This is a genomic window from Thalassomonas sp. M1454, from assembly GCF_007097525.1.
Taxonomy (GTDB): Bacteria; Pseudomonadota; Gammaproteobacteria; order Enterobacterales; family Alteromonadaceae; genus Thalassotalea_A.
Genome location: NZ_VKDD01000002.1, coordinates 614,381 through 637,000 on the forward strand (window position 1 = coordinate 614,381; position 22,620 = coordinate 637,000).

The 22,620-nt window shown below is 36.5% G+C and carries 29 protein-coding genes; 26 read left to right on the forward strand and 3 right to left on the reverse strand.

Translation table 11 applies throughout. The features are described from left to right. Positions 1-122 precede the first annotated feature (122 nt). Together pyk and FNN08_RS04675 are read right to left on the reverse strand one after the other, a co-directional pair. Positions 123-1,565 (reverse strand): pyruvate kinase, encoded by a 1,443-nt coding sequence (gene pyk / locus FNN08_RS04670; RefSeq protein ID WP_143583574.1) that lies wholly within the window; start codon positions 1,563-1,565, stop codon positions 123-125. Between the two features lie 62 nt (positions 1,566-1,627). Next, entirely contained in the window at positions 1,628-2,476 is an 849-nt protein-coding gene (locus FNN08_RS04675; RefSeq protein WP_143583575.1) for a MurR/RpiR family transcriptional regulator, read from the reverse strand. A 279-nt stretch (positions 2,477-2,755) separates the two neighbouring features. Between FNN08_RS04675 and zwf the strand changes: the two genes are divergently transcribed. The 23 genes from zwf to FNN08_RS04790 all read left to right on the forward strand — a co-directional run bounded on the left by zwf (position 2,756) and on the right by FNN08_RS04790 (position 17,615). Continuing rightward, a complete protein-coding gene (gene zwf / locus FNN08_RS04680) occupies positions 2,756-4,222 on the forward strand; it encodes a glucose-6-phosphate dehydrogenase (protein ID WP_143583576.1) in 1,467 nt (488 codons plus the stop codon). Further along, on the forward strand, positions 4,222-4,917 hold the full coding sequence (gene pgl, locus FNN08_RS04685) for a 6-phosphogluconolactonase (protein WP_143583577.1): 696 nt from the start codon (positions 4,222-4,224) through the stop codon (positions 4,915-4,917). The genes zwf and pgl overlap by 1 nt, the downstream gene beginning before the upstream one ends. 20 nt (positions 4,918-4,937) lie before the next feature. Beyond that, entirely contained in the window at positions 4,938-6,758 is a 1,821-nt protein-coding gene (gene edd / locus FNN08_RS04690; protein WP_143584568.1) for a phosphogluconate dehydratase, read from the forward strand. Between the two features lie 3 nt (positions 6,759-6,761). Next, positions 6,762-7,751, forward strand: coding sequence for a glucokinase (locus tag FNN08_RS04695; RefSeq protein WP_143583578.1), 990 nt, complete (start codon positions 6,762-6,764; stop codon positions 7,749-7,751). Continuing rightward, complete coding sequence (locus FNN08_RS04700; protein WP_143583579.1) at positions 7,742-8,398, forward strand: bifunctional 4-hydroxy-2-oxoglutarate aldolase/2-dehydro-3-deoxy-phosphogluconate aldolase; 657 nt, start codon at positions 7,742-7,744, stop codon at positions 8,396-8,398. The genes FNN08_RS04695 and FNN08_RS04700 overlap by 10 nt, the downstream gene beginning before the upstream one ends. A 313-nt stretch (positions 8,399-8,711) precedes the next feature. Further along, on the forward strand, positions 8,712-9,203 hold the full coding sequence (locus FNN08_RS04705) for a hypothetical protein (RefSeq protein ID WP_143583580.1): 492 nt from the start codon (positions 8,712-8,714) through the stop codon (positions 9,201-9,203). 107 nt (positions 9,204-9,310) lie between these two features. Further along, positions 9,311-9,715 (forward strand): hypothetical protein, encoded by a 405-nt coding sequence (locus FNN08_RS04710; RefSeq protein ID WP_143583581.1) that lies wholly within the window; start codon positions 9,311-9,313, stop codon positions 9,713-9,715. A 110-nt stretch (positions 9,716-9,825) separates the two neighbouring features. Then, positions 9,826-10,206 carry a hypothetical protein gene (locus FNN08_RS04715; RefSeq protein ID WP_143583582.1) on the forward strand — a complete coding sequence of 127 codons (381 nt, stop codon included), beginning with the start codon at positions 9,826-9,828 and terminating at the stop codon, positions 10,204-10,206. 114 nt (positions 10,207-10,320) lie between these two features. Then, a complete protein-coding gene (locus FNN08_RS04720; protein WP_143583583.1) occupies positions 10,321-10,716 on the forward strand; it encodes a hypothetical protein in 396 nt (131 codons plus the stop codon). A gap of 118 nt (positions 10,717-10,834) precedes the next feature. Then, a complete protein-coding gene (locus FNN08_RS04725) occupies positions 10,835-11,281 on the forward strand; it encodes a hypothetical protein (protein ID WP_143583584.1) in 447 nt (148 codons plus the stop codon). A 112-nt stretch (positions 11,282-11,393) separates the two neighbouring features. Further along, a complete protein-coding gene (locus FNN08_RS04730) occupies positions 11,394-11,783 on the forward strand; it encodes a hypothetical protein (protein ID WP_143583585.1) in 390 nt (129 codons plus the stop codon). 141 nt (positions 11,784-11,924) lie between these two features. After that, positions 11,925-12,191 carry a BrnT family toxin gene (locus FNN08_RS04735; RefSeq protein ID WP_143583586.1) on the forward strand — a complete coding sequence of 89 codons (267 nt, stop codon included), beginning with the start codon at positions 11,925-11,927 and terminating at the stop codon, positions 12,189-12,191. Beyond that, entirely contained in the window at positions 12,178-12,423 is a 246-nt protein-coding gene (gene brnA / locus FNN08_RS04740) for a type II toxin-antitoxin system BrnA family antitoxin (RefSeq protein WP_143583587.1), read from the forward strand. Before FNN08_RS04735 ends, brnA begins: the two co-directional genes overlap by 14 nt. Positions 12,424-12,539: 116 nt before the next feature. Beyond that, a complete protein-coding gene (locus tag FNN08_RS04745; protein ID WP_143583588.1) occupies positions 12,540-12,794 on the forward strand; it encodes a hypothetical protein in 255 nt (84 codons plus the stop codon). Positions 12,795-12,914: 120 nt separating this feature from the next. Next, positions 12,915-13,421 carry a hypothetical protein gene (locus tag FNN08_RS04750; protein WP_143583589.1) on the forward strand — a complete coding sequence of 169 codons (507 nt, stop codon included), beginning with the start codon at positions 12,915-12,917 and terminating at the stop codon, positions 13,419-13,421. A gap of 105 nt (positions 13,422-13,526) precedes the next feature. Next, entirely contained in the window at positions 13,527-13,952 is a 426-nt protein-coding gene (locus FNN08_RS04755) for a DUF3592 domain-containing protein (protein WP_143583590.1), read from the forward strand. 119 nt (positions 13,953-14,071) lie between these two features. Beyond that, positions 14,072-14,326 carry a hypothetical protein gene (locus FNN08_RS04760; protein WP_143583591.1) on the forward strand — a complete coding sequence of 85 codons (255 nt, stop codon included), beginning with the start codon at positions 14,072-14,074 and terminating at the stop codon, positions 14,324-14,326. Between the two features lie 121 nt (positions 14,327-14,447). Beyond that, positions 14,448-14,882 (forward strand): hypothetical protein, encoded by a 435-nt coding sequence (locus FNN08_RS04765; RefSeq protein WP_143583592.1) that lies wholly within the window; start codon positions 14,448-14,450, stop codon positions 14,880-14,882. Between the two features lie 422 nt (positions 14,883-15,304). After that, on the forward strand, positions 15,305-15,529 hold the full coding sequence (locus FNN08_RS04770; protein ID WP_143583593.1) for a hypothetical protein: 225 nt from the start codon (positions 15,305-15,307) through the stop codon (positions 15,527-15,529). 91 nt (positions 15,530-15,620) lie between these two features. After that, the gene (locus FNN08_RS04775; RefSeq protein WP_143583594.1) at positions 15,621-16,088 is read left to right on the forward strand and encodes a hypothetical protein; all 468 of its coding nucleotides are present in this window, start codon (positions 15,621-15,623) and stop codon (positions 16,086-16,088) included. Between the two features lie 212 nt (positions 16,089-16,300). Further along, positions 16,301-16,516, forward strand: a complete 216-nt coding sequence (locus FNN08_RS04780) for a hypothetical protein (protein WP_143583595.1) — start codon at positions 16,301-16,303, stop codon at positions 16,514-16,516. Between the two features lie 145 nt (positions 16,517-16,661). After that, complete coding sequence (locus tag FNN08_RS04785; protein ID WP_143583596.1) at positions 16,662-17,306, forward strand: hypothetical protein; 645 nt, start codon at positions 16,662-16,664, stop codon at positions 17,304-17,306. Between the two features lie 66 nt (positions 17,307-17,372). Next, positions 17,373-17,615: a hypothetical protein gene (locus tag FNN08_RS04790; RefSeq protein WP_143583597.1), complete on the forward strand. Its 243-nt coding sequence runs from the start codon at positions 17,373-17,375 to the stop codon at positions 17,613-17,615. 91 nt (positions 17,616-17,706) lie between these two features. Here FNN08_RS04790 and gap read toward each other — a convergent pair whose 3' ends face one another. Further along, positions 17,707-18,729, reverse strand: a complete 1,023-nt coding sequence (gene gap, locus FNN08_RS04795) for a type I glyceraldehyde-3-phosphate dehydrogenase (RefSeq protein WP_143583598.1) — start codon at positions 18,727-18,729, stop codon at positions 17,707-17,709. A gap of 238 nt (positions 18,730-18,967) precedes the next feature. Here gap and gndA point away from each other — a divergent pair, with 238 nt between their 5' ends. From gndA to FNN08_RS04810, 3 genes are all read left to right on the forward strand, one after another. Further along, the gene (gndA, locus tag FNN08_RS04800; RefSeq protein WP_143583599.1) at positions 18,968-20,494 is read left to right on the forward strand and encodes an NADP-dependent phosphogluconate dehydrogenase; all 1,527 of its coding nucleotides are present in this window, start codon (positions 18,968-18,970) and stop codon (positions 20,492-20,494) included. 24 nt (positions 20,495-20,518) lie between these two features. Beyond that, positions 20,519-20,905, forward strand: a complete 387-nt coding sequence (msrB, locus tag FNN08_RS04805) for a peptide-methionine (R)-S-oxide reductase MsrB (protein ID WP_143583600.1) — start codon at positions 20,519-20,521, stop codon at positions 20,903-20,905. A 250-nt stretch (positions 20,906-21,155) separates the two neighbouring features. After that, on the forward strand, positions 21,156-22,604 hold the full coding sequence (locus tag FNN08_RS04810) for a glyceraldehyde-3-phosphate dehydrogenase (RefSeq protein ID WP_143583601.1): 1,449 nt from the start codon (positions 21,156-21,158) through the stop codon (positions 22,602-22,604). Positions 22,605-22,620 lie beyond the last annotated feature (16 nt).

Genomic DNA, 22,620 nt, shown 5'->3' on the forward strand with positions numbered 1-22,620 from the left:
TTTTTATCTATTAAAATAATAGCTTAGATTGGTATAAGCATACGATAAATATTTACACAGACAAGAGAAAAATAAAAAAGGCCAGCACATGGCTGACCTTTTAAAAGAGTGAGTAAATAATTTTACTGAACAGTTAAGATTTTAACTGTGTTTGAAGCACCAACTGTTTCCATAGTGTCACCGTGAGTAAAGATAACTTTGTCACCACTTACAAGGTTTGACTCAGTTTGTTCACTAATTGCTGCTAAGACTGCTTTATTTAACTCTGCATCACTTGTTTGAGTCGAGTCAAAATGAACTGGGTAAACACCACGGTAGATAGCAGATTTACTTAAAGTTTTAACATGTCTAGATAAAGAGAAGATCGGTAAACCAGAAGTAATACGCGACATGATTTTTGCTGTCATACCTGATTCAGTTAAAGATACAATCGCTTTAACACCTTTAAGGTGGTTAGCTGCATACATAGCTGAAAGGGCAACAGTTTCAGATACACCATCAAACATTATATCTAAACGGTGTTTAGAAATATTCACTGAACGTTGTTTCTCTGCACCAATACATACAGAAGCCATGGCTTTTACTGTTTCTACTGGGTATTTACCAGCAGCGGTTTCAGCACTTAGCATTACCGCATCAGTACCATCAAGAACAGCGTTGGCAACATCCATTACTTCAGCACGAGTTGGCATAGGATGAGTGATCATTGTTTCCATCATTTGCGTCGCGGTAATAACTACACGGTTTAACTGACGAGAACGAGCAATAATATGCTTTTGTTTACCAACTAAAGCCGCATCACCAATCTCAACACCTAAGTCACCACGAGCAACCATAACAACATCAGAGGCTAAAATAATTTCATCTAATACTTCGTTATCATTTACAGCTTCTGCACGCTCAATTTTTGACACAAGACGTGCATTACAACCAGCTTCTTGAGCTAATAAACGTGCTTCACGCATATCGGCAGCATCTCTTGGGAAAGAAACGGCTAAGAAGTCTGCATCTAATTCAGCTGCTAAAATGATATCTTTTTTATCTTTTTCAGTTAAAGCTGCAGCTGATAAACCACCACCTTGGCGGTTAATACCTTTGTTATTCGATAAAGGTCCACCAACGCTTGTTGTAGTGTAAACTTTAGAGCCTTCAACTTTATCAACAATAAGTTGTACACGGCCATCATCTAATAATAAAACATCACCTTTACTTACATCGTTAGGTAGTTCTTTATAATCAATACCAACACTTTCTTGGTTACCAGAATTTGTGTCTTGCTCAGCATCTAAGATGAAAGAATCACCAATAGCTAAATTAATTGGACCATCTTTAAATTTAGATACACGGATTTTAGGACCTTGTAAGTCACCTAAAACGGCTACGTAAGTATTTAATTCTTTGGCAATCGCACGCACATTTTCTGCACGAGTGATGTGATCTTGTGGAACTCCATGAGAGAAGTTTAAGCGTACAACGTTAACGCCAGCTTTAATTACTTCGCGTAATACATTGATATCATCAGTAGCTGGACCTAATGTCGCTACTATTTTCGTTCTTCTTGGCATCTTAAGGGTAACCTTATTTAACTATTAAATTATTTATTTAACTATTTATTTTAATTTGAGAATTATTCTCTGCGCTCAAATCGTGAGCTACGTAAACTGTCTTTAACCTTCTTCAGGTTATCTCTGAATTTTGAACCGCGACGTAATGTAAAACCGGTTGCTAAAATATCAATCAATGTTAGCTGGGCAATACGTGATGCCATAGGCATATAAAGGTCAGTATCTTCGGCAACAGTTGGTGATAAAACAATATTACATTCTTTAGCAAGCGGGGTGCCTGCATCTGTTATACCAATAACAATGGCATCATTTTCACGTGCAATATGAGCAACTTCTACAAGAGGTTTAGTTCGGCCGGTATGTGAAATAACAACAACAACATCGCCTTGAGAGCTATTGATACTGCTCATGCGTTGCATTAAAATGTCGTCAAAATATATAACAGGCACATTAAATCTAAAAAATTTATTTTGTGCATCATGAGCAACAACGGCTGAAGCTCCTAATCCAAAAAATGAAATCTTATTTGCTTGAGTTAGAACATCAACAGCGCGGTTGATCAAACCTGTGTCTAAACTTTTACGAGCCATTTCAAGGTTGGCAAGTGTCGAATCAAATATCTTAGTAGTGTACTCTTCCGCTGAGTCGTTTTCGTCAACGTGACGGTTAACGTAAGGAGTACCATTAGCTAAACTTTGTGCTAAATGCAGTTTAAAGTCAGGGTAGCCTTTAGTATCTAATCGTCTACAAAACCTATTAACTGTAGGTTCACTTATATTAGCCTGCTTAGCCAAAGACGCTATACTTGCGTGTATTACTGTTGCAGGAGAGGCAAGGATCACTTCGGCAACCTTACGCTCTGACTTACTGAAAGAATCAAATTCGTTGGAGATTTTTTCTAATATGTTCATTAACAGACCTCATGTTGAATTGCTGTTACTGTAAATTATTTTTATGAAATAAAACAGCTTTTATGTAAATTTATTTCACATTTGTTGACAAATATTAACCGAATTTCAGAAAGTTTGAAACATTTTAACGGATAAAATGCCTGATATCTAAGCAATCCCACGGTATAAAGGCGTTACCCAATTGTAATTTAATTACAATTAGTACTTTACCTGAAACCGTTATCAGTTTAAATTAGTATGAAATGTAATTTATTTTCATTGTTTTGAGAGAGCAAGTGTATGTCTGTACAAACTCCAGAAAGAGCAGAACAAATTGTATTATTTGGTGCTGCAGGTGATTTATCTAAGCGAAAGTTATTCGCTGCTTTATATCAGCTAGAATGCGAAAACCTATTAACGCAAACAACCAGAATCATTGGTGTTGCACGTAATGAGTTTACCGATGAAGAATTTAAAGCCTTTGTTGTTGAAAACTTAACTACCTTTGTTAAAACCGGTCTAGAAGATTCTGCCGTAGAACGTTTTGTTGCAAGATTTGAATATCTAAAACTTGAGTTAAGTGATAAGGAAAGCTTTAAGAGCTTAGCTGATTCATTAAACCCAGATGTAATGACGCTACACTACTTGGCTACGCCTCCATCTATATATGGTTTAATTACTGAAGGCTTAAATGCTCATGGTCTTGATAATGCGAACGCTCGTGTTGTTATGGAAAAGCCTATCGGTTACGACTTAGACTCATCAAAAGTTATTAATAATAAGGTAAGTCGCTTCTTTGAAGAGTCGCAAATTTACCGTATTGATCACTATTTAGGTAAAGAGACAGTATTGAACTTGATCTCTTTACGATTTGCTAACTCGTTATTTAGTACTAACTGGGATCACAGTAGTATTGACCATGTACAAATTACCGTAGCAGAAAGTGTCGGTATTGAAGGTCGTTGGGGTTTCTATGACCAAACAGGCCAAATGCGTGACATGGTGCAAAACCACCTTCTACAAATTCTATCTTATCTTGCGATGGAGCCGCCTACAGATTTATCTGCAGAAAATATCCGTGACGAGAAGTTAAAAGTATTAAAAGCACTTCGTCCTATTGATAAAACCAATATTCATGAAAAGACTGTTCGCGGTCAGTACGGCAAAGGTCATTTAAATGGCTCTCCTGTACCTGGTTACCTTGAAGAAGAAGGTGCTAACACCGAAAGTAGAACAGAGACGTTTGTGGCTATTAAAGCTGAAATTGATAACTGGCGCTGGGCAGGCGTACCATTCTATTTAAGAACTGGTAAGCGTATGCCATGTAAGCACTCTGAAGTTGTTATTAACTTTAAGCATCAACCACATAACATTTTCAGTGAAAGTTATGCGCAATTACCAGCGAACAAACTAACCATACGTTTACAGCCTGATGAAGGCGTTGAATTAACTGTGATGAACAAAGTTCCGGGTATCAACTCTAAACTTGAGATTCGTGAAACAAAACTAGATTTAAGTTTTTCTGATTTTAACGAAAATGAGCGTGTTATTGACGCCTATGAACGTTTAATTTTAAGTGCCATTATTGGTAACCAATCATTATTTATTCGCCGAGATGAAGTTGAAGCCGCATGGACATGGGCTGATAGCATCATTGGTGCATGGAATTCATCTAATGAGCCACCTAAGACATATGCTGCCGGTTCATGGGGACCTGTATCATCAATCTCTTTAATTGCTCGCGACGACAGAAACTGGGACGAATAATGCATAATTTAAATACATTTGAAAGTCGTGAACAGCTTGACCAAGAGTTCGCGACTAAAGTTGCAGAGCAACTAGCACAAGCAATTGCTAATAAAGGCCGTGCAAGTATTGCCTTTTCGGGTGGTAGTACGCCTAAAGGTTTCTTCAATGCTTTATCTCAAAAAGATATTGATTGGAGTAAAGTAACGGTTACATTAGCTGATGATCGTTGGGTTGATGTTAATAATAACGACAGTAACGATAAGCTAATTAGAGAAAACTTGTTAATTAATAAAGCAAGTAGCGCCCAATTGTTCTCATTAAAGCAAGAAGGTACGTTTGATCAAGAATACCTTACGTCGCTAACTAAACAGGCTAACAACACTGTACTACCTTTAGATATAGTTATCTTAGGTATGGGGGAAGATGGTCATACGGCATCAATTTTCCCATGTAGCGAACAAGTTCATCAAGGGCTAAGTACGACTTCTGAACCAGCGTTAATGAAAACAATCCCAACAACAGCTCCATACGAGCGTATTACATTTAATTTTAATGCGCTAATCGGCTGTTCTCATCTTTATTTACACATCGTAGGTCAATCAAAGCAAGATGTATTAAACCAAGCTCTTGCTAATGATAATGCTGTTGAAATGCCAATTCGTGCATTCTTACATAACAGCGAAAAAACTTGCGAAATTATCTGGGCGGAATAAATATCATGTCAAAAACTAAAATGAATGCAAATGTTGTTGCTATTACACAGCGTATTATTGAACGTAGTAAAGCAACAAGAGCAAGTTACCTTGCTAAAATCGATGCAGCGAAATCATCTAAAGTTCACCGCTCAAGCTTATCATGTGGCAATTTAGCCCATGGTTTTGCTGCTTGTGGTAAAGAAGATAAAGCAATATTAAAGCAATTAAATCACAGTGATGTTGCCATAGTTTCAGCTTATAACGATATGTTATCTGCTCATCAACCTTACGAAACATACCCTGGAATTATCAAAGAAGCGATACGTGAAACTGGTGGTGTTGCACAGTTTGCGGGTGGTGTACCTGCAATGTGTGACGGTGTTACACAAGGCCAGCCTGGTATGGATTTAAGTTTAATGAGCCGTGACGTTATTGCAATGTCATCTGCTGTTGCTTTATCGCATAACATGTTTGACGGTACCTTAATGCTAGGTATCTGTGACAAAATCGTTCCTGGTTTACTTATTGCAGCAATGACTTTTGGTCATTTACCTACAGTATTTGTTCCTGCAGGTCCTATGCCTTCAGGTATTCCAAATAAAGAAAAAGCTCGTGTTCGTCAACAATTTGCCAAAGGCGAAGTAGGGGAAGATGAGTTACTTGAAGCTGAGTCTGCTTCATACCACAGCCCTGGTACTTGTACTTTCTTTGGTACAGCTAACTCAAACCAGTTAGTGGTTGAAGTTATGGGCTTACATCTACCGGGTGCTTCATTTGTTGCTCCAAATACGCAATTACGTGAAGAGTTAACCAAAGCAGCGGCTCGTCAAGTTACTCGTTTAACTCAACAGTCTGGTAACTACGTACCAGTTGGTAAGATGATTGATGAAAAATCAATTGTAAACTCTATTGTTGCATTACTTGCAACGGGTGGTTCAACTAACTTAACTATGCATATCATCGCATACGCTCGTGCTGCAGGTATTATTATTAACTGGGACGACTTTGCTGATCTTTCTGATGCTGTGCCATTAATTACACGAATTTACCCTAACGGTTTTGCTGATATCAACCAATTCCAAGAAGCCGGTGGTATGGCGTTATTATTCCGTGAATTACTTGATGCTGGTTTATTACATGAAGACGTAGACACGATTTGTGGTCGCGGTTTAGAGCGATACACACAAGTACCAACATTAAAAGACGGTAAACTTGTTTGGGTTGATGGCGCAACAGAATCAGGCGATACAGATATTATTGCTGCTCCTGGTAAGCCATTTAAACAAGATGGTGGCTTAAAACTACTTAAAGGTAACTTAGGTCGCTCTGTTCTTAAAACTTCATCACTACGTCCTGGCCAAGAAGTAATTAAAGCTCCAGCGGTTGTATTTGAAGATCAACACGAATTAGATGCTGCATTCCAATCAGGTTCACTTGATAAAGATTTTGTTGCTGTTGTTCGCTTCCAAGGTCCAAAAGCTCGTGGTATGCCTGAGTGTCATAAATTAACTCCTCCATTAGGTGTACTGCAAGATAAAGGCTTTAATGTTGCCCTTATTACTGACGGACGTATGTCAGGTGCGTCAGGTAAAGTTCCTGCAGCTATCCATTTAGTTCCAGAAGCACTAGACGGTGGATTAATCGCAAAAGTACAAACTGGCGATATGATTTTAGTTGATGGTATTTCAGGCGAATTAACATTAATGGTTGATGAAGCTGAATTAGCTGCTCGTCCATTAGCAAAATTTGCTGCACAACACGAACACCAAGGTATGGGCCGTGAAATCTTTGGTTTCATGCGTAACAACCTTAGTGGCGCTGAATTAGGCGCATGTTCATTATTTTCTGAGGACATTTAATCAATGAGTTCATCTGTAATTAATATTGTTGCTGATATTGGTGGTACTAACTTACGTGTTGGTATAGTTCAACCTGATGGCAGCGTTGCTAACTTAGAGCTTTTTCAATGTGAAGAATACTCAAGTTTAAAAAGTGTTTTAGATTTATATTTAACAAATCAGAACATCGATACTTCGGTAACTAAAACTAATGCTTGCTTAGCCATAGCGTGTCCTGTTGATCAAGATTTGATCAGCATGACAAACTTACCTTGGAGTTTTTCTAAGTCAGAGCTTAAAGCCGATCTTAAGTTAAATCATTTGTACATGATCAATGACTACACGGCAATTGCATGGTCGATTAATAGTTTATCTGATGATCAAAAAGTAAAAATTGGTGGTGGTGAATCTATACCGCACACGCCAATGGCAATTTGTGGTCCTGGTACTGGTTTAGGTGTTGCCAATGTTATTTGGGGACACGACCAATGGATAAGCGTTGGTGGTGAAGGGGGGCATGCAGACTTTGCTCCTGTTGATGATACTGAAATTGAAATCTTAAAGTTTCTACAAACAAAATACCCAAGAGTGTCGTACGAGCAAGTGTTATCAGGCTTAGGTATTGAACAAATTTATCAAGCATTATGTTCGATTAAAAATGTACCTGCCCAAGATTATCAAGCAAAAGATATATCTGGCAAAGCGTTAGATAACAGCTGTGAAATTTGTTTAGAAGCATTACAACAATTTTGTAAGATCTTAGGTAGTTTTGCAGGTAACTTAGCGTTAACTACATCCGCTTTTGGTGGTGTGTATATTGCCGGTGGCATTGTCCCAAGGTTCATTGAATTCTTCGAAAACAGTGACTTTAGAGCACGATTTATCGCAAAAAACCGTTTTACAGAATTTAATTCAAAAATTCCAACTTACGTAATTACTGAAGCACAACCCGGCATATTAGGTGCAAGTGCTTATTTAATTCAACAAAATAATAATGAGGCACTATGTCGTTAAGTAACAATTGGCAAATTCAGCCAGCAGAGCTATTTGCAATGGGACCTGTTGTTCCTGTCCTAGTCATTGAAAACGTTGAAGATGCCGTGCCAATTGCACAAGCATTAATCGCTGGTGGCATTAAAGTATTAGAAGTAACATTGCGTACCGCTAATGCTTTAGATGTTATCAAAGAAATCGCATCTAAAGTACCTGAAGCTATGGTTGGTTCTGGCACAGTAACTAACCCAGAAACTTTACAACAGTCAATTGATGCAGGAGCAAAGTTTGCCCTTAGCCCAGGTATGACTACAGAGCTACTTGCTGCTGCACAAAAATCTTCTATTCCATTAATTCCAGGTATTTCTTCAATATCTGAACTTATGGAAGGAATTGACGCTGGTTTTGACCACTTTAAGTTTTTCCCGGCAGAAGCTGCTGGTGGCGCTAAAACAATTAAATCTGTTTCTGGTCCATTCCCACACGTTCGTTTTTGCCCAACTGGTGGTATTAACGTTGGTAACATGGGTAATTACTTAAGCCTAAGCAACGTAAGCTGTATTGGTGGTTCATGGTTAGTTCCAGACGATGTTGTTAAAAAGAAAGACTGGGCTACAATTACAGAAATTACTAAAAAAGCTGTAGCTGCTGCCACGCAAGGCAAGTAGTAGCCACAAAGTAAATGCAAAACAAAAAGCCATCACGTTATCTAATAACCTGATGGCTTTTTTCTTTTAAGTACTCTAATCCCTAAAATTAACTCACTAAACAAATATAGCAATTATCATTAATGCCACCTTTCAAAAAAAAGTAAGGAATATTTCTTTGTTTCAACATCTGGAAATAAATTAATTCTTTGTATATCAACAAAATACAAGTTAAAGTATTGTTAATAAAAATAAAAGGTGGCAACTATAATTCGTGAAAGTACGGATTTATTCCATCTAATAAGCTGTTATACAACTATGGACAGTCTAGAGTATGCCCAACCCCTTTATTCCTGAATCTTTCGAACCGCCTAAGCTTTTTGACAGTGAATGCTTTCATTTTAGAGTTCTTGAAGAGGCAGTTGCAGAATTAGATTTTGAAGCTGTGATGTCTAGCCAAAAAAGACTACAAGGGATATTTGGCCCAGAGTTCGACTGGCCTAAAACTGATATGACTCTCGAGGAAAATAAAAAAAGTTTGAAGGTTCACAAACAAGAATTTGAAACACGAGAAGCATTTGCTTATTCAGTATTTACCAATTCTAAAGAAAAATGCCTAGGTTCTGTTTACATAGATCCAAGCCAATCACAGAACTATGATTGTGAAGTATATCTTTGGGTTAGGGATGATAGCATCACTTTGGATAAGGCACTTTACCAAACAGTCTTGAGTTGGCTTCAAAATGAGTGGCCGTTTTCTAAAATTGCATTCCCTGGTAGGTGTATCTCATGGGAAGATTGGGCAAATGAGTTAAAAGTTGTATAACAAGGCAATTAAATCGGACAAATAACAGTTGGCTTTTGTTCGTGCCTCACAAATTATAGCCAACTAACATTTGCCGTTTATTGCGGCGTTAGTTACCCAGGGAAGACATGCGCAATTTTTATAGAATGTTATTAGCTATAGAATTTGGATTAGTATTTTTAGTCCCAATTTGGTTTCTCGGATTTGGTATTTTATTAGGGACGCCATTGGCTATTTATTCTATGTTTCAAGGTGATTTCAGCTTAACCCATTACCCCTTTATGACAATAGGTGGGTTGTTTGGAATATGGGGTATATCTCAACTGTTGGCAAAACAACTATCCCCTGATATTAATATTGCACCACCAAGAAGACTATGTTTCTACTTAATATCTGGGTGTTTAGCAATTATACCTTTTGGAATAATTACCTTTGAAGATATTAATCTTTTTTCAACAGTATTGTGGTTGTCACCTTATATTGTTACGTTACATCTAGTTTATTTAAATAAATCAAATATATGGGTTAACTAACAAGTTACTCAATAGGCCAAATAACAGTTTGCTGCGCTTCGCGCATTGTAGCAAACGTATAATTTGCCCCTTAGCAAAGCGTTAGGCATCTATCGAACAAGGAGTTCATTTTGACCAAAAGACCACCAAGTGTCATTGCTACCATAGTTACGTTTTCTTTGTTGTTTCTTATTGGTGTAATCCCAACAATTACTAGCCTTATCAATGGCAGTGCGGATTTTAATTGGCTATTTGTTCCATCTTTCTTTCTAGTTGGTCTAGTTGGGGTGGTAATGCGAAAAAATTGGGCAAGAATATACAGTTCAATAATTATTCTAATTTTCGCATTTGGTGGTGCAATTACGATGTACCCAAAAGGTTCAGATGCATTTACTATCGATAAAGTTGTCTTAATGCTTTTAGTTTTCGGGTTATTAAGTTGGTTATTTGTTTCTTTAGCTTTTGGTAAAGCATCAAAAGCACACTTTAAAAACAGTGAAAGCGAAGCCTAACAAGCGCATAAAGCAACGGGACACGCAACGTTTGGCTCGGTTCCGCTTCGCTTCACGATTTTAGCCAAACATTACTTAGCCCCTTATGCGGGCGTTATACAACTAAGGAAAGTCATGCGTTATATTTTTACCCTTTTAATCCTATTAATTTCGATTAGTGCCTTTTCCGGACAATACGCAAAAGAAGCGAACGATAACCCATTTTTAAATGGCGAGTTAAACCCGAAATACGAAGGTGAACTTACAGCGTTATCAGGAGATATTGTAGAAATAATTGATGGTCATAAAGGTAAAAAACTATATAAATTAAATCTAAATATTGCAGGACTAAAGCATATTTGGGTAACTAGTTTTGCTCCATTTGCTGAAGGTGAAATTACAATAAATAGTAAGCTTATATTCAGAGGCTATATCGCTACGTCAGACGGTCTTGACTCAACAGGTAAACTCAAGTTAAAAATTGAGAGCGAAACGTTACTACTAGCATTAAAGGCAGACTCAGTTAAATAGTTGTATAACAAGCACTTCAACAGGACAAATAAAGCTTGGCTCCTGTCGCTGCGCTCCATATTATAGCCAAGCTAATTATTTGCCCATTAAGTGGCGTTATACATCATGCGAGGTAGGGTTGAATCAAACTGTTTTTAGACTATTAATAGGTATTTATTTAGTAGTATCGATTGGAAAATCCATTGCTAATCAGCAGTATTTATTTTGGTTACAAGCTCCCGAAATAATTAACGCTTGGAATGCACATAATACATTTATTCTCGATTTAAGAAATTTACCTCTAATTGTAAACCTAATTCAGGTGCCCCTAAATTTGTTTTTGTTTCTATATGGTGCTTTAGGTATGGCTTTCTATTGGAGATATGCGAGAGAAGTGTTCTTACTATCAAGTTTGCCTCTCTCATTTGTTTATATTTTTATGGTTACTTCACATTTATCACATGCAGGTACAGTAGCTATCGATGCTTTTGAATGGTTTCTGACAGGAGGCATTGTTTCATTAGCTTATTTTTCTAATGTTAGCGAAAATTTTAAGCGGAAAAGGGTAATTGTAAATGATGTATAACAAGGCGCTCAACATGACAAATAACACTGTCACAGTTTTAGCAAAAGACGCAAAAAGCAGCGCCATTATTATTTGCACGTTAGCTTAGCGTTAGGTATACAGGGAAAGTTTGGTGCATAAATCAATATATACAGTCGTAGGTGCATCCAGTGTTTGGATGTTTTTCATTTACCTCGCTTATATTTCACTTTATATTCAATCTCCTCTCACTGAATTACTTATCGATTCTGATGTATTTCCAGTAGAATACAGTGTTTACTCTATTGCATATTTAACCGACTGCTTGAGCGTGTTAACTTTCGTTTTAGTTATGCTTTATAGCTTGAGTTTTATTTGCAAAACTAGTGTTCAAAGCATTGCTGTATATTTTGTTTTGGGTTTTGTTCTCGGTTCTGTCATTTTTCCATATGAATTAACTATTACTGTTTCGGCTGTTATTCAAATTATTACAGCAATTTTAGTTGGGGTTTATTTTTACAAGGCTTCAGCAAAGTATACCTAACAAACTAATTAGTACGGACAAAAAATAGTTGGCTGTTTTCGTTCCTCAACATTTTAGCCAACAATTTTTAGCCGCTTAACGAGGCGTTATCCGTATTCTCTAAACTTGCAATTCACATTAAAAAGGTATACTTTTTATACTATGTATGTTTTTGAATATGATCCAAATAAGAGTCAAATCAATCTCGGTAAGCATGGAATCGATTTTGAGGAAGCTAAGTTATTGTGGAATGATCCTGAGTTAGTAGAGATCCCCGTTAATACAAGTGATGAAGCTCGCTTTGTAATAATCGCATTCCATAATGGTAAACACTGGTCTGCTGTTATAACTTATCGAGATACTAATATCCGAATAATTTCAGTTAGGCGTTCTAGAACAAATGAGGTGAAATTTTATGAAAGCTTCTGATTTTGATAAAGAGTTTGACGAAGGCAACGATATTTTAGCCAATCTAGACTTGTCCCAAGCTAAACGAACTACGCAAACAACCAAAAGAGTTAATGTAGACTTCCCAGAGTGGATGATTGACTCTCTTGATCGTGAAGCAAATCGTGTAGGAGTAACAAGGCAGTCAATTATAAAAGTTTGGCTAGCTGAGCGTATTGAGAGCCTTAATAGTCATCATATTAAACATGGCTAACAAGTTACTTAAAGGACAAATACCACTGTCACCGTTTTTGCAAAAAACACAAAAAGCTGTGCCAGTATCATTCGCCTCTTAGTAAGGCGTTATTCATATAGGGAGTCTCGTTACAAATGGAAGATGTATTTGAAGGAATAGGAAAGGGTATAGGCCGAGCAATCGGTTATATTTTAGTTGATGTACTTTTCAACACTGTATGTTATTACATCGGCTGGCCTATTTGTAAATTATTAACTTTTGGTAAATATCCTCAACCTGTTAATTATGATTATTTGCATACGTTGAATAGGCAGGGGTTATGGTGCAGCTTCGTAGGTTTTGTCGTTGTTATATTACCCGTTATGTTCGTATTAGATGTATCTTTGTAATATATGTATCAAGTTACTCAAAAGGACAAATACCAATGTCACAGTTTTTGCAAAAAACACAGAAAGCAGTGCCAGTATGATTAGCCTCTTAGTAAGGCGTTAACATTTAGTAGATTTATCATGAATATGAAAATCATTATCGTTCTATTTTTTTTCACCACAATGGCTTTTAATGCCGAGGGAGTGGCCGATAATGAATACAAAAATTATAGAGTTTTCAATCCTGATATCGCTGATGAGCACCCTGTAGAGTTTTTTAGAAGGTACGCGATATTGATCCAGACGTATGATGAAAAGGTTATTGGACTATATTCCGATAGTGCTCAAATATTGGTAAATATGAAACACACTCACGGTTTAGAGAAATTTGGAGAGTTATCGGGTGAGGAGTGGAAAAAATTAGCAAAGTCGGCAATATGGATGTCAAAAAACACTGGCGACAAAATTACGTACTCAAATCTAAATATTATAAAAATAGATGATGGATTTAGAATTAGTGCAGATCGTTACTCAGTAAAAGCCTGTTATACAGATTCAAGTTTTTATCAGATTGTGAAATTTAATAAAGAAGGTAAATTAAAAATAATGAAAGAGTATTTTGAAGTCATCCCTAAGTCGAAATGCTAACAAGTCATTAAAGTATGGCAAAAACAGTTGTTTTTGTTCATGCTACACAAGTATAACCAACTATTTTTGCCTCTTATTGAGGCGTTATAAACCAAGGAAGGACAAGTGGAAAATTTAAGCAATGGTATGTTATTGATATTTGGATTATTCGTATTAAGTATTCTTATAGAATTCTTTCTAATGTATAAAAATCAAGTCGCCAAAGGGTGGGCTCAAACCCAAGGTAAATTAATAAGCTCTGACGTAGGTATTACGCATGGTGGGACTTCAGGTCTAGCTGCTAAAGTTAACTATCAATATACTGTTAATGGTAAAGAATTCAAATCGACCCAAATTGCATATGCGACATTAGGGAGCCTGTTTGCAATATTCAAAAGTTTCTACATTAAAGCGGATAAGCTAACCGTTTTCTATAATCCTATAAAACCTGAAGTAGCAGTAATAGTTCCTGGAATAAGGTTATTTCATATTTTAGATATTTGTATCGTAATAGGGATAATGTTTTACCTATTTGGTGATTTTGTTTTATAACAACTTAATTAATTGGACAAATAAGGCTGTCATGATCTTAGCAAATAACGCAATAATACATGCTAGCATAATTCGCCTCTTATTAAGGCGTTGGTTACCAAGGAAGAAACCAGCCATTCATGAAAATGAAGCATTACGCCCAACCTAATGATCATCTAACCGGTTTTAGGTTTGATAATTTTTTATTGGAAATTTTTGCTGGAATAATTTGTTCCGTTTTTGCTGTTGCAGGCTATAAAGCAGGAATATTGTTACTGTTCATACCAACTGGCTTAGTTGCATTAATATGTATTGTTTTGGTCATTCATACTATTTATTCATTTGTACGTAAGTGGATTAAGGTACAAATTAAAAATAGGGTTGATAGTAAGTAACCTTTCGAGGCACACATGCAGGACAAATAAAGCTTGGCTTTTGTCACTGCGTGCCAGATTTTAGCCAAGCATTATTTGCCTTTTATTGAGGTGTTAGCATTACTACGGAGTTCTACAAATAATGAAGAGTATAATTTTACTTATATCACTTACCGTTTCTTTTAATATTTTTGCTGCTGATTATCAGCAAGAAATTAATAAATTTTTTGAGTTATATAAAAAAGATAAGATAGATGAGGCAGTTGATTCTATTTATAGTACTAATGAATATGTTTCTGCAATTCCAGATCAAATTAAAAATGTTAAAACACAGCTTAATGCGCTTAAAGGGATGGTTGGTCAAGTGCATCATATTGGCCAATTAGATACATTTTTGGTAGGTGAGTCTTTTGTATATGTTACATACTTGGTTACATACGATAGGCAGCCTGTACGTTACGAATTTCAATTTTTCAAAGTAAAAGATGGCTGGAGAATTTATTCATTCTCATTTGATGACGATTTATCTGAAATACAGAGTCAAGCAAGAAAGGCTGCTTGGTCTGCTAAAAAGTAATGCTATCAAGTCGTTAAAGCAGGATATATAACAGTTTGCTTTTGCTCCTGCGTCGCTTATTTTAGCCAACTACAATTAACCCCTTAACAGGGCGTTATAACTAAAGGGATTTAAATGAGTACATCTTCGAAAACAGTAGAGTATATGGATTGCACTTTTTGTCGCAAAGGGAAAATACCAGTGTATCAAACAGATAAAGGTTTCTTTACAGACAAAGCTATATGCAATCTTTGTCATTCAAAACCAGGTGGTGGGCCAAGTAAGAAGTCTTCATTTATAGATACGCTTTTTAGTTTGTTCAAGTAATAGATATCAGGCGTTCAAATAGACAATTAATGCTTTGACGGCTTTTGCAAAAGTTGTAAAACCGCAAGCCAAGAATATTTGCGCATTAGCTGGGTGTTTAGTTTAAAGGATAAATTATGCGAAAGTTATACATTGGCGGCCTTATTTTGCTAGGCATAATATTTATTGGATTTGAACAAATTATTATAGGCGGCTTGCTAGTTATTGGTTCGGTTTCTTTTGTTTTGTTTAAACAAATGTTTTTTACTAAACATAAGCCCCCCCTAACTATAGGAGTACTAGAGGCCCTAGCGGTGGTGGAGCATTTTAAACATACAAGATGTTTAAAGCGGGACTTCTAAAGTTTAGCTTGGTTCCGCTTCGCCTCTACACAATTTAGCTAAGTATTATCGGCCTCTTAATTAGGCGTTATATGTATAGAAGAGTGCATGAATGTATAGAAATTTGTTAAAGATAGTCGTAGTCCTATTTTTCCTTTCAGGTTGTGCTGAAAGAGTTATAAGTATTACTGACAAAGAGGGGAAAGTTGTAGGAGGTTGTAATGCTGGTTTTGATTGGCATTTTTATGGCCTGCAAGACTCTATTGATTATATGCTCTATGAATGTGCTAAAGATTCAATAGGTAAAGGTTTCACAATATCAGATGAAAGGCTTCTTACCCTTGATTTTACGTTACCACAACCTCCAAAAGGGAAGTCGTGGAATAAAAAATTAGCGATGCATCAGTTCCATAAGGAAAACATCACCGAAAGAGAGCTCGGTTATATTCTTGCCGCTATAGAATACGAATATCAGAAGGTTGTTTGGCCAGCAGAAGATGATTTAAATGACGATAAAATCACTCAAGTTGAATTTAATAAAATAATCAAAGATGCAAAATTTAAATGGCTTGGCGAATAAAACACATAACAAGCCATTACAGTAAAGGAACTGCTAACAACTTGCTCAGTTCCGCTGCGTTACACTACTTTAGTAAGCTATTATCAGCCCCTAAATAGGGCGTTTGATATTTCGGAGATTTAAATGAATACAGATGTAGAAAGTGAAATTCAAGGACAATTAGTTTTATCTAAAATGAAAAGGCAAGACGCACTTCTTAAGATAATCGAAGGATGAGTTTTTCTAAACTAGATATATTTAATTTTCTTTTAGCTATGGCTATTCTCTTTTACGTTATTGAAAATAACTCTGAAGTTTTTAAAATAATAATGCCTATTCTACTTCTTATGGGAGCAGCTATGAGGCATATAGGCTCTCGCATTAAAGCTTTAGCTGCCCTAGTGAAGCTAAATGAAATTCCTAATGAATCACTAAAGCAGGACAAATAAAATTTGTTTTGTCACTGTATACCAATAATTTAGTCAACTTAAACTTGCCCTTTAATGAGGCATTATTTGTTCAGGAGGTCCTATGGCTTATCTATCCTTAGGCTCTCAGTGAACGTTACATTATTTAAGATATGGAGATCAACTCTTGAAAATTTTTAAAATCTTGCTTGTTTCTTTAAGCCTTATTTCTTGTGATACAACAAAAACGAAAGAATTGCCATTGACCGTTTCAACAGACAATATCAATTTTAGTAATGAAAAGTTTCAATTAAGTATTACGAAACCAGAGAGTTGGTATGCTCAAAATGTAAAAGAGCTAATCGCTATGCAACAGCTTGGCAGCGACATTATTAGTGGTGATGATGAAAATTTTAAAGCCATTACTGAGGCTGCTTTGAAAACATCGCTTCCTTTGTTTGGTTTTCATGAATTCAAACCAGGCACACCTACAAGTACTAACTCATCTTTAATGGGAATTGCGGAGAATATTTCAGTATTACCGGGAATTAAAAAAGGGTGTGACTACCTTTATCATGCCAAGAAAGCTATGGATCAAAGTCAAATAAAAATGGATTATGAAGAAGATTGCCACATTAAAGTAATTAATGGCGTGGATATATCTTACTTTAATAGTCAATTAGAGGTTGGTGATAATATCGTAAATCAAAGGTATATGGCATGCATATCAGGTGATTATGCTATAGCGATAGTTTCTACTATTGTAAATAAAGTCGATACATTAGAGTTAGATAGCATTTTGAGCACACTGAAAGTACAGTGCAAAGAGTAATATTTAAAGAGAGTTAAGCAGGACTAATAACAACTAACTTAGCGTTAGGTACAAAGAAGGGGGTTTATGTCATTAGGTATGAGTGCTGCGTGGACAAAAATGCAGCCTAAGAAGAAACGTTGTAAGAGGTGTGGTCTTTATTACACCAAAACACTTTCGCAATGCGATCATTGTTCACAATTTGATGATAGCCAATTAGTTACATTTAAAAAGCAACATCAGGAAACTTTAAAGGGAAATTCTGCTTTAGGTAAAACTATGTTTTTATGTGCTGTAATTATAGGTTTATTCCTTATTGCGAGTTTTTGATAGTTATTTACCATCTTCTTTATTGTAGTTTGCATAAAAAAATACCCCGCAAGTGCGAGGTATTTCTTATTGAGCTATGTATTAAGCGAACTTAGCTAACTTGTTTTAGTACTGCTGCGTCGTATGCAAAAATATGCTCAGCTAAATCTAAAACTTTGTTTGAGTAACCCATTTCGTTGTCATACCAAGAAACAAGTTTTACAAACTTATCTGTCATTGCAATACCCGCTGCTGCGTCAAAAACACTAGTACATGCTTCACCGATAAAGTCATTAGATACTACAGCTTCGTCTGTGTAGTCTAAAATACCTTTCATTTCGCCTTGTGCAGCTTCTTTTACTTTTGCACAGATTTGCTCGTAAGTTGCTGCTGTTTTTAAGTTAACTGTTAAATCTACAACTGATACGTTAGCAGTAGGAACGCGGAACGCCATACCAGTTAGTTTGCCATTTAATTCAGGAATAACTTTACCAACGGCTTTAGCTGCACCTGTAGAAGATGGAATAATGTTTTGGCTAGCACCACGACCACCACGCCAGTCTTTAGCACTTGGGCTATCAACAGTTTTTTGAGTTGAAGTAGTTGCGTGAACTGTTGTCATTAAGCCACTTTCAATACCAAAGTTATCGTTAATTACTTTAGCTAAAGGTGCTAGACAGTTTGTAGTACAAGAAGCATTAGAAACAATTGCCTGGCCTTTGTATTCATCAAAGTTTACACCTGCAACAAACATAGGCGTTGCATCTTTAGATGGGGCAGACATGATTACTTTCTTAGCGCCAGCATCAATATGTTTTTGTGCAGTTTCTTCCGTTAAAAATAAACCAGTAGACTCAACTACAATCTCAGCGCCAACTTCGTCCCACTTTAAATCTGCAGGATTACGTTCAGCTGAAACTCTAACTTTCTTACCGTTTACAACTAAGTAACCATCAGATACTTCAACCGTACCGTTAAAGCGACCGTGTGTTGAGTCAAATTTTAACATGTAAGCCATATAATCAATGTCGATAAGATCATTAATTGCAACAACCTCTAAGTTATCACGCTCCATTGCTGCGCGAAAAACTAGGCGTCCTATACGACCAAAACCATTAATTGCAATCTTTTTCATGTCTAAACCTTTTGAGAAATTATGTATAAAAATATAATGTAGTAAAATTACAACATTTTACATTTTAATCAAGCTTTTTCTTACTTTTTCTGTTCTTTTATTAGATTTGCTAACTATTTTTTTATAAAGTTACATAAAAGATAAGTTTTGTGGCAGAATACGCGCCATAAAATTATGCATATCAAAAAATACGCCTTAAAACAGCCCCTGTGTTGTAGGTGAAAACGGAAATTTATACATGTCTGAAAACTTAAATAAATGCGATATCGGCTTTGTTGGCCTTGGTGTGATGGGTAAAAATTTAGTATTAAACCTTGCCGATAATGGCTATAAAATCGCTGCATTTGATCTTGACTTAGAAAAAGTATCTGCTGTTATTGAACAAGATAAAAATGAAACTAATAATGGCGAACCACGTGTTGTTGGTTGTTCTTCATATACTGAATTACTTGCGCAATTAAAAGCGCCACATTTAATTGTTCTTTCTGTGCCTGCAGGTGACATTGTTGATCAAGTATGTCAGAACCTTATTGGTGCTGGTATTCAACGTGATGATATTGTTATCGATACAGGTAATAGTCTTTGGACGGATACTGTTGAACGTGAAGCTAAGTATAAAGATGATTTCTTATTTTTCTCATCAGCTGTTTCAGGTGGTGAAGTAGGCGCGCGTTTCGGCCCAGCTTTAATGCCTAGTGGTTCACCTTATGCCTGGACACGAGTTAAGCCTATCTGGAGTGCTATTGCGGCAAAAGTTGATGCTGCAACAGGTAAGCCACTAGAAAGATCACAGCCTGGTCAAGTTATTGAAAATGGTGACCCGTGTGCCGACTATATTGGTCCTGCAGGTGCTGGTCATTACGTAAAAATGGTTCATAACGGTATTGAATATGCTGACATGCAGCTTATCTGTGAAGCTTACCACGTACTTCGTGAAGGTTTACAATTAGGTTGTGATGAAATAGCTAATATTTTTGAAGGTTGGAACCAAGGCGTTCTTGATAGCTACTTAATGGAAATTTCTGTTGAAGTATTACGCCATAAAGATGTGGAAACACAAACACACTTAGTTGATTTAATACTCGATAAAGCAGGCCAAAAGGGTACTGGTTTATGGACAGCCGTTAGTTCATTAGAAGTAGGGTGTCCGTCACCAACTATTTCTCAAGCAGTTTATGCTCGCTCTATCTCTTCTTTTAAAGAATTAAGAAAACATACTTCTACTGTGTTATCTGCGCCAGAATTTACACCTCTTTGTGAAAGTGAGAAAGAATTGTTTATTGAACAATTACATGATGCTTTATATTGTTCAAAGATTTGTACTTATGCGCAAGGCTTCCAATTAATGAAATTGGCTTCTGTTGAGCATAACTGGCAATTAAATTTTGCTTCTATTGCTAAAATTTGGCGTGCTGGTTGTATTATTCGAGCTGCCTTTTTACAGTCAATTACAGATGCGTTTGAGCGCGAGCAACAGCTTGATAACCTGTTAGTTGATAGTTTCTTTAGTGAACAATTAAGTAGCTACCAACAAAACTGGCGTAAAGCTGTTGCGCAATGTACTTTAATGGGTATTCCTATTGGAGCAATCTCAGCTTCATTAAGCTATTATGATTCTATGCGCTGTGCCACATTACCTGCTAACCTATTACAAGGTCAGCGAGATTACTTTGGTGCCCATACGTTTGAGCGAATTGATCAGCCAGCAGGTCATAAATTCCATGTTGAATGGACATCAGCGGATAGACCAATAATCAAGCTCTAAAACTTTAGCTAACGGGAGATTAATATGAGCCAAGATAATGATGACAAATACAAAAAGCTGTTATCTGAAGATGCTTATAAAGTCTGTCGTTTAGCTGCAACAGAAGCACCGTTTACCGGTATTTATAACGAACATTGGGAGCAAGGTACATATACCTGCGCTTGTTGCCAGTGTTCTTTGTTTTTAAGTGAGGCTAAATTTGAATCTGGCTGTGGTTGGCCAAGTTTTAATGCCGCAATCAAAGATACAATTGAATACCTGCCCGATCACTCTTTGGCAATGTCTCGTACTGAAATTCGCTGTAACAACTGTCAGTCTCACCTTGGCCATGTTTTTGATGACGGCCCAGCACCAACCTTTAAACGCTATTGTGTCAATTCTTTAAGCTTAAATTTTAAAGAAAACAACTAGCACAAAAGTAACTTTACTTCTCTTTTTTTATTCTGCCTGTATCTCCTTTCAGGCAATGCTCATTTCAGCTGTAAATTTTCTAATACTAAAGAATGATGTTTTTTTGATTTTATGTTTTGTAAGCTGTGGAGAATTATTACAAGTTGAATTACAATACCGTTGATTAGGACAATCAAGCTAATTATTTACCTACTAACTCTATGAATAATTAGATTTTTCATAACTCATAAATTACATAAAGGTTTACGAAATGACTTCTCATAATGAAGAGATTTATCAAAAAAGCTGGCAAGAACGTCAAGATATAGCAGAACGAATGCAACCAATCATAGGTCAATTGTACCGTAACTTTGGTGTTGAAATTTCTGTATATGGTCGTCCTTTAGTTAATGCTTCAGCCATTGATATCATTAAAGCACATAAATCAGTTGGTATTCATGAAGATACTAAACTTCGTTTACGTGAGAGTTTTCCTTTCGTTGAAGCATTAAGCAAAATGGACTTAAAGCCTTCAAACATTGATGTTGGTAAACTTGCTTACCGTTATTTATTTTTAGGTGAAGCAAATGGCTTAACCATCGAGCAATACTTACAAAAAGAAATAGCCCCATTAAAAGAACAAGACAATGTTGAGGGTCCGCAAGATGTTGTTCTTTATGGTTTTGGTCGTATAGGTCGAATTTTAGCGCGTTTATTAATTGAACGTACCGGACCAATGTCTAACTTAAGCTTGCGTGCAATTGTTATTCGTCCTGGTAAAGACGGTGATCTTGAAAAGCGTGCCTCTTTATTACGTCGTGACTCAATTCACGGTGCATTCAATGGTAGTATCACCGTTGATGAAGAAGCTTGCGCGATTAAAGCAAATGGCGCTTACATCAAAGTAATTTACGCCAAATCTCCAAGTGATATCGACTACACGCAATACGGTATTAATAACGCGTTAGTTGTAGATAACACAGGTATTTGGACTGATGAAGAAAGCCTAGGTCAACATTTACAATCTAAAGGTGTTGCTAAAGTATTATTAACAGCGCCAGCTAAAGGTGAAATCAAAAACGTTGTATATGGTGTAAACCACAACGATATCTTACCAGAAGATAAAATTATTTCTGCTGCAAGTTGTACAACAAACGCTATTACACCGGTGTTAAAAGCATTAAACGATGAGTACGGTATTAAAAACGGTCATGTTGAAACCGTACATTCATACACCAACGATCAAAACCTAATTGATAACTATCATAAGTCAGATCGTCGTGGTCGTAGTGCACCATTAAACATGGTTATTACTTCAACAGGTGCTGCAAAAGCTGTTGCAAAAGCGTTGCCTGAATTGAAAGGTTTATTAACGGGTAACGCAATCCGCGTTCCTACGCCAAATGTTTCAATGGCAATAATGAATCTTAACCTGAAGAAATCGACAGATCGTGATGAGTTAAACAACTATTTACGTGGCGTTGCATTACAATCAGATTTACGTGAGCAGGTTGACTACACAGCATCAACTGAAATCGTTTCTTGTGACTTAGTTGGCTCTCGATTTGCGGGTGTTGTTGACTCACAAGCGACTATTGCCGATGAAGACCGCGCCGTATTATACGTGTGGTACGACAATGAATTTGGCTACAGCTGCCAAGTTGTTAAAGTAATGCATAAAATGGCTGGTGTTAACTTATTGAGCTTACCTAAAGGTTAATAAATACCAAGCTTTA